The following is a 1,325-nucleotide window of genomic DNA, read 5'->3' as shown; positions in this document are numbered from 1 at the left end:
GGGCGATTGCCAACCAACTTCGCGGCGCCATGAACGCGGACGACTTCCGCGACTACATGCTGGCATTTTTGTTCCTGCGATACCTATCCGATAATTACGAGACAGCTGCGAAAAAGGAGCTAGGGTCGGACTATCCTCAAAAGATCGATAGCTCGGTCTCTACGCCGCTGCAACGCTGGTATGAAAACAACCAGGAGGATGTGCCTGAGTTCGAAAAACAGATGCGCCGCAAGGTGCACTATGTGATCGAACCTCAATTCCTGTGGGGCAACGTTGCCGAGATGGCGCGCACGCAGGATGCGATGCTCCTGAACACCTTGCAAAGCGGCTTTGTTTACATCGAAAACGAGTCCTTCGCCAGCACCTTCCGTGGGCTGTTCTCAGAGATCAACCTAGCATCCGACAAGCTCGGCAAAACCTATCCTGAGCGCAATGCCTGCCTCTGCAAGATCATCGCCGAGATTGCCAAGGGTCTGACACAGTTCTCTACCGACAGCGACACCTTGGGAGACGCCTATGAGTACCTGATTGGCCAATTCGCGGCAGGCTCAGGCAAGAAGGCGGGGGAGTTCTACACGCCACAGCCCATTTCGAGCATCCTTTCCGCCATTGTCACTCTGGACAGTCAGGAACCGGCGACGGGACAGCGCGTGCATATGGATAGCGTGCTGGACTTTGCTTGCGGTTCCGGTTCTTTGTTGCTGAATATTCGCAAGCGAATGGGGCCGAACGGCATAGGTAAGATTCACGGCCAAGAAAAGAACATCACCACTTACAACCTAGCGCGCATGAACATGCTGCTGCACGGGATGAAAGATTCTGAGTTCGAGATATTCCATGGCGACACACTACTCAACGAGTGGGATATGCTGCGCGAAACTAATCCGGCCAAGATGCCGAGGTTTGATGCAGTAGTCGCCAACCCGCCCTTCAGCTATCGCTGGGATCCATCCGAGGCAATGGAGCAAGATATGCGCTTCAAGAACCACGGCTTGGCACCAAAGTCAGCTGCGGATTTTGCCTTCTTGTTGCACGGCTTCAATTTTCTAAAGCAGGACGGCGTAATGGCCATCATCCTGCCGCACGGAGTGCTGTTCAGGAGCGGTTCAGAAGCACGCATCCGCACCAAGCTGCTGAAAGACGGCCATATCGACACAGTGATCGGCCTGCCAGCGAGCCTGTTCTTTTCCACGGGCATCCCCGTGTGTATCTTGGTTTTGAAGAAGTGCAAGAAGCCAGACGATGTGTTGTTCATCATCGCCTCTGAGCACTTCGAGAAAGGTAAGAAGAAGAACCAACTACTGCCCGAGCACATCGACAAGATC

The 1,325-nt window shown here is 53.9% G+C and carries 1 protein-coding gene; it reads left to right on the top strand.

The features are described from left to right. A partial coding sequence (locus H7698_RS31135) for a type I restriction-modification system subunit M (RefSeq protein WP_194693907.1) occupies nt 1-1,325 on the top strand: 1,325 nt, incomplete at both ends.

Source organism: Pseudomonas sp. p50(2008) (assembly GCF_015351605.1).
Classification (GTDB): Bacteria; Pseudomonadota; Gammaproteobacteria; order Pseudomonadales; family Pseudomonadaceae; genus Aquipseudomonas.
This window is presented reverse-complemented; position numbering and strand designations above follow the sequence as displayed.